Genomic DNA, 15,792 nt, shown 5'->3' with positions numbered 1-15,792 from the left:
CACCCTCGATCGCCTCGATGACCCGATCCACCAAATCGTCCGAGACCGCCGCCTCGATCTTGACCTTCGGCAGAAAATCCACCACGTACTCCGCCCCCCGGTACAGCTCGGTGTGACCCTTCTGCCTCCCGAAACCCTTGACTTCCGTTACCGTGATGCCCTGCACGCCCATGGCCGATAGCGCTTCGCGCACCTCGTCCAGCTTGAAGGGTTTGATGATCGCAGTGACCAGCTTCATAGTCAGCCTTTCTCACTTGTGGGATGGATGGCACGGCCAGCTCGAACACCGACCGCGGAAATGTCCCAATCACCGGCCCGCAAAGACCGGCAACTGCACGGCCGGGCTCAAGCACGATGCGTGCCAACCTTGAGCGGCCCTGCGCCCGCATCCGCTACACTCCATGCCACACCCGTTCGCCAAGCACCATCGAGGTGCATGGCGAATGCGCCAGAGACAATTCCACAGGGAGGAATGGACACCATGGGCTTGTGCGTGGTGCAAAGTCGTGCATTGCTGGGGCTGCAGGCCCACCCGGTCGGGGTGGAGGTGCACCTGGCCAACGGGCTGCCGGGCTTCACGCTCGTGGGCCTGGCCGACACCGAGGTCAAGGAAGCCCGTGAACGGGTGCGATCGGCCATCCAGAACAGCGGCCTCGAATGGCCACACAACCGGCGCATCACCGTCAACCTCGCCCCGGCAGACCTGCCCAAAGATTCTGGCCGGTTCGACCTGCCGATTGCCGTCGGCATCCTGGCCGCCAGTGGACAAATCGACGCCGACCGGCTGCAAGGATTCGAGTTCGCGGGCGAGCTGTCGCTGGGCGGTGAGCTGCGCCCCATCCGCGGCGCCTTGGCCATGGGGCTGGCCTTGCGCCGAGATGCACCACAACAGTGCAATGCAGCACCCGCTCTGGTGTTGCCCCCGGTCAGCGCGGAGGAAGCGGCACTGGTGCCGCAATCGCGCGTGTATCGGGCGCGGCACCTGCGCGATGTGGCGCAACACTTTGCCCCTGCCGGCGCCGATGCGCCCGCCAGCGATGACAGCGGCTGGCAGCGGGTAGCGCCAACGGCCACCGGCCTGGCACCGGCCGACGCTCCCGACCTCGCCGATGTGAAAGGCCAAGCCGCTGCGCGACGGGCGCTGGAAATCGCCGCCGCGGGCCAGCACAGCCTCCTGATGAGCGGGCCGCCCGGTTCTGGCAAATCCATGCTCGCGCAACGCCTGCCCGGCATCCTGCCTGCGCTGGACGACCTGGACGCTCTGGAAGCTGCGGCCATCGCCTCGCTGGCCGGGCGCTTCCAGCCTGCCCAATGGGGGCAGCGGCCGTTTTGCGCGCCGCACCACACCGCCAGCGCCGTGGCGCTGGTGGGCGGAGGCAACCCACCGCGCCCGGGGGAAATTTCCCTGGCGCACCACGGCGTGCTGTTTCTGGATGAATTGCCGGAGTTCCCGCGGGCAGCGCTGGAAGCGCTGCGCGAGCCGCTGGAAACGGGGGTCATCCGCATCTCCCGCGCCGCCCGTCAGGTGGAATACCCGGCGTCGTTCCAACTGGTGGCCGCGATGAACCCCTGCCCCTGCGGCTACCTGGGCGCCACGCACAAACCCTGCCGTTGCACCCCGGAGCAGGTGGCCCGCTACCAAGGCAAACTCAGCGGCCCACTGCTGGACCGCATCGACCTGCATGTCGAAGTGCCCGCCCTGCCACCTGGCCAGTTGCTGGACCACCAACGGGGCGAACCCAGCGCGCAGGTGCGCGCGCGGGTGAGTGCGGCGCGCGATCGCGCCTTGCAACGGCAAGGCTGCGCCAACCAGGCGCTGCGCGACAGTACCCTGGAGCGCCACGCCCACCTCACGCCGGAGGCCGCGCGGCTGCTGCAGCAAGCTGCCACGCGCCTGGGCTGGTCGGGTCGGGCCACGCATCGGGCGCTGCGGGTGGCGCGCACCATTGCCGATCTGGCGGCCAGCCCCACGGTGGAAGCCGTCCATCTGGCCGAAGCCTTGCAATACCGCCACCACGGGCCGCGCTGAAGCCGTCAGCGCTCACGCATAATGCCGTGGAGGAGCCCCCACGCCACCACACCGTCCATGAATGCGTCTATCCCCACCACCACCCCTGCGCCGCGAGATGCCACGCTGCCGCCCCTGCGCTGGCCCACCCCGCCCTATGCCAGCTACGGCGAACAGCCCACCAGCTCGCCGGACGGCCTGCCCTGCCTGGCCGAAGGCAGCAACGGGCACGCACGCCCCTGCCTCCTCAAAGGGTTGGACCTGAAACGGCAGGTGGCGCTGATCCAGGTGCCTCCTTCCAAGGCGGTGATGGCGCTGCGCTTCGACATGTTCCGCCGCATCACCATCACGGAACCACTGTTCCCGCAAGCCATCGGCCAGGCCGGCAGCGGTGACAGCGCTTTCGGCGAATTGCTGAGCTACCGGCCCCGCCTGCCGTACCGGCTGCTGCTCAAGGACGGGCAAGAGGAAACCGGCACGACGATCGGGCACGTCGAGTCCGAAGCCGGGTGGTTTCTGTTCATCCCGCTCAACGAGCAGGACCAGGTGCAGCGCGTCTTCATCCCGCGTGAGATGGTGCAGGCCCTGCATGTGGGCGAAGCCATCGGCCAAGTGCTGGTGGAACAGCAGGCCGTCACGCCCGAGCAGGTGGAAATCGCGGCGCGCGAACAAGAAAACCTGCGCAATCGCAAGCTGGGTGACTACCTGGTGATCAAGGAAATCGTCAAGCCCGAGCAGCTCCTGATGGCGCTCGAAGAGCAGGCGCGCATGCCCATGGTGCGCATTGGCGAAGCCTTGACGGCACTGGGGCTGATCACCCAGGCGCAGCTCGATGAAGCCTTGCAACGCCAAAAGAGCGAGCGCAGCGTGCCCCTGGGCGAGTTGCTGGTGCAAAGCGGCCAGCTTTCGCGCGAAGACCTGCGCATTGCCCTGGCCCGCAAGATGGGGTACCCGGTGGTGGATCTGGCGCAATTCCCGGTGGACGCCGAAGCGGTGCGGCGCGTGCCCATCGCGCTGGCGCGGCGGCACCGCATCGTGCCGCTGCTGTGGCGCAATGGCATGGTGGTGGTGGCTGCCGAAGACCCGTCCAAGCGCGGCATGCTCGAAGAGCTGGAGTTTTCGTTGCAATCCAAGGTGGTGGCGGCCCTGGCCAGCGGCAACGTGACGCCGCAGACCGTCTCCCAAGTCTATGCCCGCTTCGGTCTGGACGAAGGCGGCGCTTCGGCCGCCCCGGAAGCCCCCCCCGAAGGCAGCCTGCCCTCGGCGGGCAAGCTGCTCGAATCGCTGGAGATGGAAGTCCAGGACGACGCCGAACTGGCCGCTGCGCAGATCGAACAGTCTGACAATTCGCTGGTCAAGCTGATCAACAGCATCATCATCGAAGCCCACGGACAAGGCGCTTCCGACATCCACATCGAGACCCACCCGGGCAAGCGCAAGATCCGCATCCGGCTGCGCAAGGACGGCCGCCTCGTGCCCTACATGGAGCTGCCACACACCTATCGCGCCGCCATCGTCGGGCGCATCAAGGTCATGTGCGAGCTCGACATTTCAGAACGTCGCAAGCCCCAAGACGGCAAGATCGATTTCGCCAAGTTTTCACCCCACCACAAGCTGGAACTGCGCGTGGCCACCATCCCCACCCTCAACGGGGCAGAGGATGTGGTGATGCGGCTGCTGTCATCGGCCAAGCCCTTGCCCCTCGATCAGTTGGGCCTGACGCCACGCAATCTGCAACACCTGCAAGCCGCGGTGGAACGGCCTCACGGCATGGTGCTGTGCGTCGGCCCCACCGGCTCGGGCAAGACGACGACGCTGCACTCGCTGCTGCAGCACATCAACACGCCAGACCGTAAGATCTGGACGGCGGAGGACCCGGTCGAAATCAGCAACCCCGATCTGCGCCAGGTGCAGGTCAACCCCAAAATCGACTGGACATTCGCCAAGGCGCTGCGCGCCTTTCTGCGCGCCGACCCGGACGTGATCATGGTGGGCGAAATCCGCGACGAGGAAACCGCCCAAGTCGCGATCGAAGCCTCATTGACCGGGCACCTTGTGCTGTCCACGCTGCACACCAACAGCGCGCCCGAGACCGTGGTGCGCCTGCTCGACATGGGCATGGACCCCTTCAACTTCGCCGACTCGCTCGAAGCCGTGCTGGCTCAGCGGCTGGTGCGCCGCCTGTGCCCGAACTGCGTCCAAGCCCGGCCCGCCGACGACGCCTGGGTGGACGAGCTGCTGGACGACTACCTGCACGTTTTCCCGGAGGCGCTGCGCCCGAGCAAGGACGCCCTGCGCGAAGAATGGCGGCAACAGTTTGGCCAGGAAGGGCGCTTGGTACAGCGGCATGCGCCGGGCTGCCCGAGCTGCGACCAGTCCGGCCTCAAGGGGCGGGTCGGGGTGCACGAGCTGCTGGTGGTGGACGCTGCGCTGCGCCGCCTGATCCAGCGCAAGGCCCCGTCGGAGGCGCTACAGGAATCGGCCATGGCGACCCAGGCGTTTCGCACCCTGCGGCAGGACGGCATCCTCAAAGTGCTGCAGGGGCTGACGACCATCGACGAGGTGCGGGCCAACACGGTGCACTGAAAGCCCGCCACCACGAAATCGCCGTCGGTGGCTCAACTGCCCGCCGACTCGCGAACCGCAGGCTCAGCCGTTTTCCAACCGCCACCCAAAGCCTTGAACAAATCGACAGTGGCTTCAAGCTGAGCGCGGCGGTTATCCAGCAATCGCAAAGCTGCCGCATTGGCGCTGCGCTGCGCATCGAGCAGTTCCAGATACGCGGAATAGCCGGCCTCGTATCGCTGCTGTGCGAGCCGCAGTGCTTGCTCGCTCGATTGCGCGGCCCGCTCTGCATCCCCCTGCGCAGCGCGGGCAGCCTCCAGATTGGTCAAGGCATCGCCCACGTCGCGGAAAGCGGCTTGCACGGCCCCTTGATATGCTGCCAACGCCTCGCGCTGACGTGCCTGCGCCAAAGCCACTTGCGCACGACGTCGCCCGGCGTCAAAAATGGGCAAGTCGAGTCCCAAGCCCAGCGACCAAATGCGTGCGCCGCTCTTGAGCAAATCCGACAGCTCGGCGCTTTGCCCGCCGAAGGCACCCGTCAGCGAGATGCTGGGATACATCGCCGCGCGCGCCACGCCGATCTGGGCATTGGCCGCGGCCAGCAGCGCTTCGGCCTGACGCACGTCGGGCCGCCGCTCGAGCAGCGCCGAAGGCAGCCCCACCGGAGGCGTGGGTGGCACAGGCAAATCGCGCACCGCTCCTGCAGCCAATTGCAATTCAGGCTGTCCGGTCAGCAAAGCCAGCTGCGAATGGATCAATGCTCTTTGGCGCTGCAACTCCCGCAATTGCAAAGCCGCTTCGGCGTGCTCCGCTTCGGCCTGCTCCACCTCCAAACGGCCAGCCGCCCCTCCTTGCAAGCGCAAACGCTGCAAGCGCAGGCTTTCCTCGCGCGAAGCCAAGGTTTGCTGGCTCAGAGCCATTTGCTCATCGAGCGTACGCAGACCAAAGTAGCTGCGAGCCACCATGCCGCTGACCGTCTGCCACACCACTTCACGAGCGTAGTCAGAGGCCAGGGCCTGGGCGCGCGCAGCTTCGGAGGCACGGCGCAGCCGGCCCCAGAAGTCGATCTCGAAGCCGGTGGTGGCCACCAGCTGGAAGGTGTTGAAGGTGCCGCCGTTGCCGGCGGCCGAGAGGTCGCTCGTGCGCTGACGCGACGCCCCGCCGCTCAGGCCCAGCGAGGGCCAACGCAAGGCATCGGCTTCGCGCAGCAGGGCTTCGGCCTGCTCGACGCGGGCCACGGCCGCCTGCAGGTCGGTGTTGTTGCGGCGAGCCGCCTCCACCAGACCGTTGAGGGTGGCATCGCCGAAGAGCGTCCACCAGGTGGACGAGACGGCGGGCAAGGCGTCAGCCGCAGGCGTGGCGGCGCTGTATTGCGCAGGCAGCGGCGTGGCGGGGCGTTCGTAATCGGGCCCCACCGCCGCGCAGGCGCTCAGCAAGGCCGCGCCCAGCAGCGGCAGCAGCCGCGATGGAGTGTTCAGGATCAGGGTGTTCATACCGGCACCTCCTCGGTCGAGCCGGGGGCATGGCTGTGCTGGGGCCGCGGCTTGCGGGCCAGCAGGGTGTAGAAGAGCGGGATGAAGATGGGCGCGATGAAGGTGGCCACCAGCATGCCGCCGAACACGCCGGTGCCCATCGATTGACGGGCTGCCGCGCCGGCGCCGGTGGCGATCATCAGCGGCACCACCCCGAGGCCGAAGGCCAGCGAGGTCATCACGATGGGGCGGAAACGCAGGCGGGCCGCCTCGCGGGCCGCGGCCACGGCCGACAGGCCACGCTCCATGCCCTGCATGGCGAACTCGGCGATCAGGATGGCGTTCTTTGCCGCCAGACCGATCAGCACCACCAGGCCGATCTGGAAGTAGATGTCGTTTTCCATGCCGCGCAGGAACACCAGCAGCAAGGCGCCCGTCACCGCGAACGGCACAGCCAGCAGCACCGCCATCGGCACGCCCCAGCGCTCGTACAGCGCGGCCAGAATCAGGTAGACCATGATCAGCGCAAAGCCGAAGGCAAACACCGAGGCGCTGCCGGTACGTTTTTCTTGGAACGCCTGTCCGGTCCACTCGATCGAATAGCCTGCCGGTAGATGCTCGCGAGCCACCTGCTCCACCGCCGCGATGGCTTCACCAGAGCTATAGCCTGGCGCAGCACTGCCAAGGATTTTGGCAGCAATGAAACCGTTGTAGCGCTCGATCTGCTCAGGGCCGACGATGTCATCCACCCGAATCAGCGCCTTCAGAGGAATCATTTGTCCGCTGGTGCGTGAACGCACATGGAGTCGGCCAAGATCCTCTGGCTTGGCACGGTAGGGCGCATCGGCCTGCATCGTGACGCGGTAAGTGCGTCCCTGGCGGTTGAAGTCGTTCACATAGAGCGAGCCCATCTGCGCCTGCAATGCGGCAAACACCTCGTCCACCGGCACGCCCAGGGCCAGGGCTTTCTCGCGGTCCACTTCCACCCGCAGTTGCGGCACGGTGGGCCGATAGAAGGTGTTCAGGCCCGTGACCGCCGGGTGGGCTTCCAGGGCGGCCATGAAGTCCTGCGTCACCTGCGCGAGCTTCTTCGGATCGGGTTCGGTGCGGCCTTGCACATAAACCTCGAAGCCGCCGGCCTGACCCAGGCCCATGATGGCGGGCGGGTTGAAGGCGAAGGCGATGCCGTCGGGCAGGGCAAAGCCCATGCCCGACACCGCCCGGGCCAGCTCCTGCGAGCTCTGCTGACGCTCTTCCCAGGGCTTCATCGGCACGAAGATGGTGGCGGCATTGGACTTGGCGCCACCGCCGATGAAATCGAATCCATTGATCGCAAAAAAGTTTTGGATGGCCGGGTTGTTGGCATTCATCTGGCGCAACTGCTCTGTGGCGCGCTCCGTGCGCGCGAGCGTGGCGCCATCGGGCAGCACCACCGAGGCGATGATGTAGCCTTGGTCCTCATCGGGCACGAAGCTGCCAGGCACCTTGGCCAACAGCAAGCTCCCCCCTGCCAACATCAGCACGAAGGCGCCGATGGCAGCCGCGCGGTACTTCAGCGCCAGGTTCACCCCGCCCAGAAAACGCGCAGTGAGCCAGTTGAACCCGCGGTTGAAGGGGGCAAAGAAGCGCTCGCCCCGCGTGGGGCCGTCATGCTCGTGGGGCTTGAGCAGCAGCGCGCACAGCGCCGGCGTGAGCGTGAGCGCCACCACGCCGGACAGCACCACCGAGATGGCCACCGTCACCGCGAACTGGCGATACAACTGCCCCGCAATACCGCCCATGAAGGCCACCGGGATGAAGACCGCGCACAGCACCAGCACGATGCCCACCACCGCACCCGAGACCTCGCGCATGGCTTCGATGGCCGCCGAGAAGGGGCTCATCTTCTCCTCGCGCATCAGGCGTTCGACGTTCTCGATCACGATGATGGCGTCGTCCACCACGATGCCGATGGCCAGCACCATCGCGAACAGCGTGAGCGTGTTGATCGAGAAGCCCAGCAGCCACAGGCCGGCGAAGGTGCCGATCAGCGACACCGGCACGGCCAGCATCGGGATGATGGTGGCACGCCAGGTCTGCAGGAAGACGAACACCACCACCAGCACGATCAGCGCCGCCTCGATCACCGTCTTGGCCACCTCGTGGATAGAAGCCGATACGAACAGCGTGGTGTCATAGGGAATGGCGTAATCCACATCTTGCGGAAAGCGTTCACGCTTGAGTTCGGCCATCTTGGCCTTGACGGCGTCACCCACATCCAGCGCATTGGCCCCCGACTGCAGGAATACGCCAATCGCAATCGAAGGCTTGCCATCGACATAGCTGGACTGATCGTAGCTCTGCGCCCCCAACTCCACGCGGGCCACGTCTTTCAGACGCAAGACGCCATTCGGTCCACTGGCGCGCAAAACGATCTCGCCGAATTCCTCGGGCTGCACCAAGCGGCCACGCGCAGTGACGGTGTAGCCGATCTCCTGACCTGGCGGAGCCGGTTCAGCGCCGATCTTGCCCGCCGCATACTGCGCGTTCTGCGCACCAATGGCAGCGGCCACATCGGCTGGCGTGACGCCCAGCTGCGCCATGCGGTCGGGGTTGAGCCACACGCGCATCGAATAATCACGCGCGCCGAAGACTTGCACATCGGCGGCGCCGGGGATGCGCTTGAGCTCGTCCAGGATGTTGAGCGTGGCGTAGTTCGACAGAAAAAGCTCGTCATGGGTCCCTTGCGGGGAACGCAGCGCAATCACCAACAGGAAGTTGTTCGACCGCTTGGCCACCATCACGCCGTTGCGGCGCACCTCGTCTGGCAAGCGCGGTGTGGCCAATTGCACGCGGTTGTTGACGTTGAAGGTGGCCTTGTCGATGTCGGTACCCACCTCGAACGTGGCGGTGATCGTCACCGTGCCGTTGGCCGACGCGCTCGAACTGAAGTATTGCAGGCCTTCGATGCCCGAGAGCTGTTCCTCGATCGGCGCGGCCACGGTGGTGGCCAGCGTCTCGGCCGAGGCGCCGGGATACGAAGCGGTGATGGTCACCGTGGGCGGGGAGATCTCGGGGTACTGCGCGATTGGCAGCGCGCGCATCGCGACCAGCCCGGCCAGCACGATGATGATGGACAGCACGGCCGCGAAGATCGGCCGCTCGATGAAGAAGCGGGAGTTCATACGGGCTCCTTCAATTGGCCTCGGACGGCGCGGCCTGAGTCGTCACGGGCACGCCAGGGCGCAGTTTCATGAGATTGTCAACGATGACCTGATCGCCCGCTTTCAGCCCTCCGGTCACCACCCAGTCGCTGCCCGACCATCCACCAGTCTGGATCGGGGTCGGTTGCGCCTGACTGTCACGTACCACCCAAACCATGCGCCCCTGTTCGGTTTGGACCACGGCCGATTGCGGCACCAGAAACCCTCGAGTACGCCCCAAGGTCACATGAACTTTGAGGAATTGCCCCGGCAGCACTTGCTGCCGGGGGTTGGCGAACTCTGCTCGCAGCGACACTGTGCCCAAGCTCGTGTCCACCGCCGTCGCCGCAAAATTGATCTTGCCCACGCCCAGCAGCGATGCGCCCCGGGCATCTGTCAAGCTGACCTGCGTTCCGTTGCCTTGCCGCATCTGGGCAGCCTCCGTCTCCGACAAGGCAAAGCGCACCCAAATCGGGTCAACTTGGGCAATGGTGGTGAGCAAGCTGTCCGCACCCGGGTTGACCAAAGCGCCCTCTGACTTCTGAGAACGCCCACTGATCCCGGCAATCGGCGCGGTGACTGTGGTGTAAGACAAGTTCAGCTCCGCTTCCCGCACCTGCGCTTGCGCCTGCGCCACGGCGGCCTGGGCCAGTTGAAGCGCAGACTCGGCACTGTCTGCTTCTCGGCGGCTGACCGCTTGAGACTCGGCCAGGGGACGCAAACGTTCATGCTCCCGCCGCGCTTGTTCCAGCTGTGCTTGCTGCTGCGCCAAATGCGCGCGAGCCTGTTGCAAGGCAATCTCGAAAGGGGCTCGCTCGATCTGATAAAGCACGTCGCCAGCACGCACAGGCTCGCCTTCCGAATAGCGTTGCCGCTCGATCAATCCCGTGACCCGCGCGCGCACCTCCACGTGCTTGGATGCCTCGGCCTGACCCACCACCTCCAGCGACAGCGGCAGCTCTTGCTCTTGCATATGCAACACGCGCACCGGCAATGCGGACGGAGAGTTGCTTCGCTCAGGCGCCGTCTGCGCCGGCCCACAAGCCACCAAGAACAATCCGCCCGCGCCCAACAAGGCTGCCAGCACAGCTCGGCGCCAGCACGGTCTATCGACGGCCAAGACGCCGGCCTGAAGGGAAGAAGCCAATGAATCTGACCGATTGGGTATGGACATACAAAGACTCGCTAAACAAAAGAAAGCCCGCTCGGACACCGCCTCGCGCTCGAGAGGACAAAAAGAGGAATGCAGGCCTGGGTACGCAGAGGCGACATGCCACCTCTGCCACAACCTTCCGAAACTCAACAAAAGACCCGCTATTATTACATACACTCTTGAATGTATGTATTTGAGCCTGAGAAGCCCAGATGATGAGAAGCAATCAAGGCCCACAGCCAATGTGCCCAGCGGCCATGGGGGTTACACTCCGCGGGGCAATCACATCGCCACCTGCCGACACCTTGCAGTCCATCTCCATCCGCATTGGTCAGCCAACAAATACGCAGTCACCGCCATGGCACGCCGCACCAAAGAGGAAGCCGAGCAGACCCGCGCCCAGATTCTGGTCGCTGCGCGACGAGTGTTTCATGAGCGCGGCGTCAGCCACACCACTTTAGAACACATCGCTCACGCTGCGGGCGTGACGCGAGGGGCCATTTACTGGCATTTTGCGAACAAGCGGGAACTGCTTCAAGCGTTGTGCGACGACGTGACCATCCCCTTCATCGACCGCCTGGATTACACCCTGCTGCAAGACTGCGGCACCGACGCCCTGACCCGCATCCGCAACTTCATGACCCAGTTGGTTCAGTCGCTGGATGACGAGCGGCTGCGCACCGTCATGGAGATCCTGGAGTTCAAATGCGAGTTCGTCGGCGAACGCAGTGAAGACTTGCGCGATTGGGCAACGCACAGCCAGGAATTGATTGCCAAACTCGAGCGCACTTACTCGCAGGCGCAGGACCAAGGCATGCTGCGCGCCGACATCTCACCCCACTGCGCCGCGCTGCACACCAAATGCTTTTTGAGTGGGCTCATGCGCATGCGGTTGATGGGCCTGCCGGATTTGTCCTCCACCGATCAATTGTGCGCGCTGATAGACGCGCATGTGCGCAGCCAAACCTGCCCGACCCGCGCCCCATAGGGGCTTCGCCGCAGACGAAAACGTCACAAATTCGGCGCCAACAAGCGCTCCAGCACGGCTTCGTCCATGCCCCGCCGCTGGGCCATGTCGCAGAGCTGATCGCGCCCGATCTTGCCGACATTGAAGTACGTCGCCTGCGGATGGGCGATGTAGAAACCGCTGACGCTGGCCGCCGGCGTCATGGCCAGGCTCTCGGTAAGCCCCATGCCGATGTCCTGACACTGCAACAGCGCGAACATGTCGCGCTTGACGGAGTGGTCCGGGCAGGCAGGGTAGCCGGGCGCGGGGCGGATGCCCTGGTATTGCTCGGCGATCAACTGCTCGTTGGACAACTGCTCGTGCGGCGCGTAGCCCCACAGGTCGGTGCGCACGCGCTGGTGCAGGTATTCGGCCAGCGCTTCGGCCAGCCGGTCGGCCAAGGCCTTGAGCATGATGGCGCTGTAGTCATCCTGCGCGGCCTCGAAGGCTGCCGCCCGCTGTTCCGCCCCGAGGCCGGCGGTCACCGCGAACAGCCCCACATAGTCGTCCACGCCGCTGCCTTGCGGCGCCACGAAATCGGCCAGGCAGCGGCTGGGGCGCAACGCCCCGTCGATCTCTTGTTTTTCGGTCTGCTGGCGCAGGCCGTACCACGTCAGCACGGGCTGGGTGCGGGCTTCATCGGCGTAGAGCACGATGTCGTCATCCCCCACCGTCTGGGCCGGGTAGAGGCCCACGACCGCATGCGCGGTCAGCCAGCGGCCTTCGACGATTTTTTTGAGCATCGCCTGGCCGTCGGCCAGCACCTTGCGGGCTTGCTCGCCCACCACTTCGTCGTCCAGAATGGCAGGATACGGCCCGGCCAAATCCCAGGTCTGGAAAAAGGGGCCCCAGTCGATGTAACGCGCCAGTTCGGCCAGATCGAGGTGGCGGAACACCCGCCGCCCCAGAAATTTGGGCCGCACCGGCCGGTAGCCTGCCCAGTCCAGCACGGCTTTGTTGGCCCGGGCCTTGGCCAGCGGCCACAGCGGCACGGGCTTCTTCTGGGCATGCTGGGTGCGCACCCGCTCGTAATCGGCCAGCACCTCAGCCACATACGCCTGGCGGCCCTGACCCAGCAAGCCCTGCGCCACGCCGACGCTACGCGACGCATCGGGCACGTAGATCACCGGGCCGCTGTAGTTCGGCGCGATCTTGACGGCCGTGTGTACCCGCGAGCAGGTGGCCCCGCCAATGAGCAAGGGCACGCCACGCTCGCGGAACCAGGGGTCTTTCTCCATCTCGGCGGCGACGTACTGCATCTCCTCCAGGCTGGGCGTGATCAGGCCCGACAGGCCCACGATGTCGGCATTGACCTCCTTGGCCTTGGCCAGGATGTCGTGGCACGGCACCATCACGCCCATGTTGACGACCTCGAAGTTGTTGCACTGAAGCACGACAGCGACGATGTTCTTGCCGATGTCGTGCACGTCGCCTTTGACGGTGGCAATCACGATGCGGCCTTTGCTCTGCACGTCGCCGCCGGCGGCCTGGAGCTGGCGTTTTTCTTCCTCGATGTAGGGCACGAGGTGGGCGACGGCCTGCTTCATCACGCGTGCGCTCTTGACCACCTGCGGCAAAAACATCTTGCCCGCGCCGAACAGGTCGCCCACGACGTTCATGCCATCCATCAGCGGGCCTTCGATCACGTGCAGCGGCCGCCCGCCCTGAGCGCGCACCTCCTGCCACATGGCCTCGGTGTCCTCGACGATGAATTCATTGATGCCATGCACCAGCGCGTGCGACAAGCGCTCCCGCACCGGCCAGGAACGCCAGGCGTATTTGGCCGAGTCGTCCTTGGCCGCGCCTTTGACCTGGTCGGCGATTTCCAGCAGACGCTCGGTGGCATCGCGGCGGCGGTTGAGCACCACGTCCTCCACCCGCTCGCGCAGCTCGGGATCGAGGTCGTCGTACACGCCGATCATGCCGGCGTTGACGATGCCCATGTCCATGCCCGCGCGGATGGCGTGGTACAGAAACACGGTGTGGATGGCCTCGCGCACCGGCTCGTTGCCACGGAAGCTGAACGACACATTGCTCACCCCGCCCGAAACCTTGGCCCCGGGCAGATGTTGCTTGATCCAGCGCGTGGCCTCGATGAAGTCCACCGCGTAGTTGTCGTGCTCCTCGATGCCGGTGGCAATCGCGAAGATGTTGGGGTCGAAGATGATGTCTTCGGGCGGGAAGTCCACCTCATCGACCAGGATGCGGTAGGCCCGCTCGCAGATCTCGATCTTGCGTTGGAAGGTGTCGGCCTGGCCCTGCTCGTCGAAGGCCATCACCACGGTGGCCGCCCCGTAGCGCTTGATGAGCTTGGCCTGGCGCTTGAACTCGGCCTCGCCTTCCTTGAGGCTGATGGAGTTGACGATGCCCTTGCCCTGGATGCACTTCAGCCCTGCCTCGATCACCGTCCACTTGGAGGAATCGATCATGATCGGCACGCGGGCGATCTCGGGCTCGCTGGCGATCAGGTTGAGAAAGCGCACCATCGCCGCCTGGCTGTCGAGCATGGCCTCGTCCATGTTGACGTCGATGATCTGGGCGCCGTTTTCCACCTGCTGGCGCGCCACGGCCAGGGCATCCTCGAAACGGCCTTCCAAAATCATGCGCGCAAAGGCCTTGGAGCCGGTGACGTTGGTGCGCTCGCCGATGTTGACGAACAGGCTGTGCTCGTCGATGACCAGCAATTCCAGCCCCGACAGCAGCATGGGCGGCACGGCAGGGGCAGCGTCGCGGGGCGGCACCTCGACACTGGACGGATGGGCGGTATTCACGGGAAAAGACGGTTCAGAGGGCACGGCACTCACCTGAAGCGGGGGGATGGACAGGTGAGCGTGGTTGTGAGCCAAAACCCAAGCCTGACGCTTCGCGGCCCCAAGCCACACGCGGCCTGGGTCGAAGCGCTGCAACGCTCCTTGGGGAGGCGGTATTTTACCGGGCCGCGTTGAGGAACGCTTCCAGCAGCGGATGGCAGTCCAGCAAGTCGTCGCTGAGGTGGTGGAACTCCGGGTGCCACTGCACGCCACACACGAAGCTGCGTCCGGTCCAGCGAATGGCTTCGATCACCCCATCCGGCGCCGTGGCTTCGACCACCACGTCTTTGCCCAGCCGGTTGACCGCTTGGTGGTGGATGGAGGTGACGCGGCCGCCATCGACCCCGAACCAGTCGCGCATCTTGCCGCCTGGGGTGAAGGTGATCTCGTGCGCATGGCGGTCGTAGGCCTGGCTTTCATGGCCGAGCGAGTCGGGGCATTGAGTGGGCAAATCCTGATACAGACTGCCGCCCAGCGCGACGTTGATGAGTTGCATCCCGCGGCAGATGCCCAGGATGGGCTTGCCAGCCTCCATGAATTCGTGCACCAGTTCGAGCTCGTAGGCATCGCGCACCGGGTCGCCACCCCACTCGGGCTTGAGAGGCTCTTCGCCGTAGGCGCGCGGGCTCACGTCGGCACCACCCTGCAGCAGCAGGCCGTCGAGGTAATCGGCGTAATCGCGAATGCGGATGTTGCTGCGCATGAGCGCCCCGTCGGACAGGACCGAGGGCACCATCAGCACCAAGGTGTCGCGCGAGGCGGCCCACTGCGCCACCGATTGCTCCAGCACCTGCAGCGTCTTGGTCTTGAGGCCCGTGCCTCCGGACTCGGGATGAAAAATCCGGGCAGACAGCCCGATGTGGACGGGGCGACGACGACCAAGCATAGACACTCCTGCAAACGCTTCAGATTATGGGGCGGACCGGGTGCATCTGCAAAAACAGGTCCACCGCTTCGGCCACGTGCCGGCGGCTGGCTTCGGCATCTCGTTGGGGAGGCAAACCGTACAGTGCCCGCACGATATCCAGTCCGAGCCACATGCCGAGCAGATGTTCCGCGTCTCGCTCGGGCCAAGGGAATTGCGCCAGTCCAGCCGCTGTGGTGGCCGCCATCCAGGACGCCAAACGCTCCAGCGCATACCGAGGCCCCTGTTGAAACAACAGGGCCGCCTCATGCGCCGACAGGCCTTGCAACCCGGCAATCGCCCGCACGAAACGCCAGTATGCATCGCTGTGCACAAATGCCACGAGCCGTTGCCCGAATTCGACCAGCGCCCCTCGCACCCCCAGGGCATCGGCGGGCGTGACGTCCAACCCCACCGACAAATCGCGCACGCACGCCTGGACCACCGCGTTGAGCAAGGCCTGTCGATTGGGGTAACGGGCATACACCGTCACCCGCGACACACCCGCCCGCCGAGCCACTGCCTCCATGGAGCAGCCTTGCGGACCCTCGGTGAACAGGAGATCGGTCGCGGCCATCAGGATGGCCTGGTCTTTTCGGGTATACGGATTTAATGGTTGATGGGGCACCTTCACCCCATCAATCTGATACCACCCTCAGATGGTTGATAGATCGACTCCGTAGTTGAGTTCC

General features: G+C 65.3%; 10 protein-coding genes and 1 riboswitch. Of the genes, 3 read left to right on the top strand and 7 right to left on the bottom strand.

Annotated features, from left to right (window positions below; all coding sequences use genetic code 11):
* Nucleotides 1-238, bottom strand: a 238-nt coding sequence (locus DFR43_RS00055) for a P-II family nitrogen regulator (RefSeq protein WP_133595564.1), incomplete at its 3' end; no start/stop codon positions are given.
* A 243-nt stretch (nt 239-481) separates the two neighbouring features.
* Between DFR43_RS00055 and DFR43_RS00050 the strand changes: the two genes are divergently transcribed.
* Both DFR43_RS00050 and DFR43_RS00045 read left to right on the top strand, forming a co-directional pair.
* Nucleotides 482-2,029 (top strand): YifB family Mg chelatase-like AAA ATPase, encoded by a 1,548-nt coding sequence (locus DFR43_RS00050; RefSeq protein WP_133595331.1) that lies wholly within the window; start codon nt 482-484, stop codon nt 2,027-2,029.
* A 57-nt stretch (nt 2,030-2,086) separates the two neighbouring features.
* Nucleotides 2,087-4,594 (top strand): GspE/PulE family protein, encoded by a 2,508-nt coding sequence (locus DFR43_RS00045; protein WP_245988759.1) that lies wholly within the window; start codon nt 2,087-2,089, stop codon nt 4,592-4,594.
* A 32-nt stretch (nt 4,595-4,626) separates the two neighbouring features.
* On the opposite strand, the gene DFR43_RS00040 is transcribed toward DFR43_RS00045, so the two are convergent.
* Genes DFR43_RS00040 through DFR43_RS00030 form a run of 3 tightly spaced genes read right to left on the bottom strand, consistent with a single transcriptional unit; the run spans nt 4,627 to nt 10,401 of the window.
* The gene (locus DFR43_RS00040; protein WP_133595330.1) at nt 4,627-6,066 is read right to left on the bottom strand and encodes an efflux transporter outer membrane subunit; all 1,440 of its coding nucleotides are present in this window, start codon (nt 6,064-6,066) and stop codon (nt 4,627-4,629) included.
* The gene (locus DFR43_RS00035) at nt 6,063-9,209 is read right to left on the bottom strand and encodes an efflux RND transporter permease subunit (protein WP_133595329.1); all 3,147 of its coding nucleotides are present in this window, start codon (nt 9,207-9,209) and stop codon (nt 6,063-6,065) included. The genes DFR43_RS00040 and DFR43_RS00035 overlap by 4 nt, the downstream gene beginning before the upstream one ends.
* A gap of 10 nt (nt 9,210-9,219) precedes the next feature.
* The gene (locus tag DFR43_RS00030; RefSeq protein WP_133595328.1) at nt 9,220-10,401 is read right to left on the bottom strand and encodes an efflux RND transporter periplasmic adaptor subunit; all 1,182 of its coding nucleotides are present in this window, start codon (nt 10,399-10,401) and stop codon (nt 9,220-9,222) included.
* Nucleotides 10,402-10,738: 337 nt separating this feature from the next.
* Between DFR43_RS00030 and DFR43_RS13590 the strand changes: the two genes are divergently transcribed.
* Entirely contained in the window at nt 10,739-11,368 is a 630-nt protein-coding gene (locus DFR43_RS13590; protein ID WP_164499673.1) for a TetR family transcriptional regulator, read from the top strand.
* 23 nt (nt 11,369-11,391) lie between these two features.
* Here DFR43_RS13590 and metH read toward each other — a convergent pair whose 3' ends face one another.
* From metH to DFR43_RS00010, 3 genes are all read right to left on the bottom strand, one after another.
* The gene (metH, locus tag DFR43_RS00020) at nt 11,392-14,157 is read right to left on the bottom strand and encodes a methionine synthase (protein ID WP_281276343.1); all 2,766 of its coding nucleotides are present in this window, start codon (nt 14,155-14,157) and stop codon (nt 11,392-11,394) included.
* A 49-nt stretch (nt 14,158-14,206) separates the two neighbouring features.
* Nucleotides 14,207-14,304: riboswitch (S-adenosyl-L-homocysteine riboswitch) on the bottom strand.
* A gap of 10 nt (nt 14,305-14,314) precedes the next feature.
* Nucleotides 14,315-15,082 carry a gamma-glutamyl-gamma-aminobutyrate hydrolase family protein gene (locus DFR43_RS00015; protein WP_133595325.1) on the bottom strand — a complete coding sequence of 256 codons (768 nt, stop codon included), beginning with the start codon at nt 15,080-15,082 and terminating at the stop codon, nt 14,315-14,317.
* A 19-nt stretch (nt 15,083-15,101) separates the two neighbouring features.
* Nucleotides 15,102-15,677 (bottom strand): TetR/AcrR family transcriptional regulator, encoded by a 576-nt coding sequence (locus DFR43_RS00010; protein WP_133595324.1) that lies wholly within the window; start codon nt 15,675-15,677, stop codon nt 15,102-15,104.
* Nucleotides 15,678-15,792 lie beyond the last annotated feature (115 nt).

The sequence above is a fragment of the Tepidicella xavieri genome (genome assembly GCF_004363315.1).
Taxonomy (GTDB): domain Bacteria; phylum Pseudomonadota; class Gammaproteobacteria; order Burkholderiales; family Burkholderiaceae_C; genus Tepidicella; species Tepidicella xavieri.
The sequence above is the reverse complement of the archived record's forward strand: the minus strand, read 5'-3'. Positions and strand labels throughout refer to the sequence as shown.